The organism is Neisseria sp. P0021.S007 (assembly GCF_051956855.1).
In genome coordinates, this window is sequence record NZ_JBQCXA010000807.1 from 1 (window position 1) to 594 (window position 594).

The 594-nt window shown below is 49.5% G+C and carries 1 protein-coding gene; it reads right to left on the reverse strand.

All coding sequences use genetic code 11. The features are described from left to right. Positions 1–594: alpha/beta fold hydrolase (locus ACTHUR_RS16060; protein ID WP_440399675.1), on the reverse strand; the 594-nt coding region annotated here is incomplete at both ends.

Consider the following 594-nt stretch of genomic DNA (forward strand, 5'->3'; position numbering starts at 1 on the left):
AAAAATGCCACCACCTGCTCAACCGTTTTACGGTTAAACAGCATACCGCTATGGCTGACAGGCAAAACAACATGATCGCGCATATTCGGACAATGCGTTTCGCTGACCAAAACCGTACCATCATGTTCGCCATGCAAACCTAAAACACGACCCAGTCCATACGGTTTATTGCCGGCAATACTGCCCAACTCAACACCCTTTGGTAATTCAGGTATACCACCGTCCAATGCGCCTTTATACGAGCCGCCCAATACTGGCTTTTGCAAACCCATATTGAACACACGCTGCGCGGCACGGCTGCCTTGGTGCGGCGTACCCATGGTAACGATACGGCCGCTGACTTTATCCGGATATGCCGCCGCAAAATTGCGTAAGACCAACCCGCCCAAACTATGGCCGACAAAGTGCAGCGTTTCATCAGCATGGTTCTCATCAATCCATCGCGCTAGATCTTCAACATGTCGGTTCATCGAATGCAAAACACTGTAATAATCGAACAGAGCAACTTCAAAACCTTCTTGTTCCAGCAAATACGCCAGCGGTCTCATGACCCACGAATGCATGTGCAAGCCATGCAGCAAAATGATTTTGGCC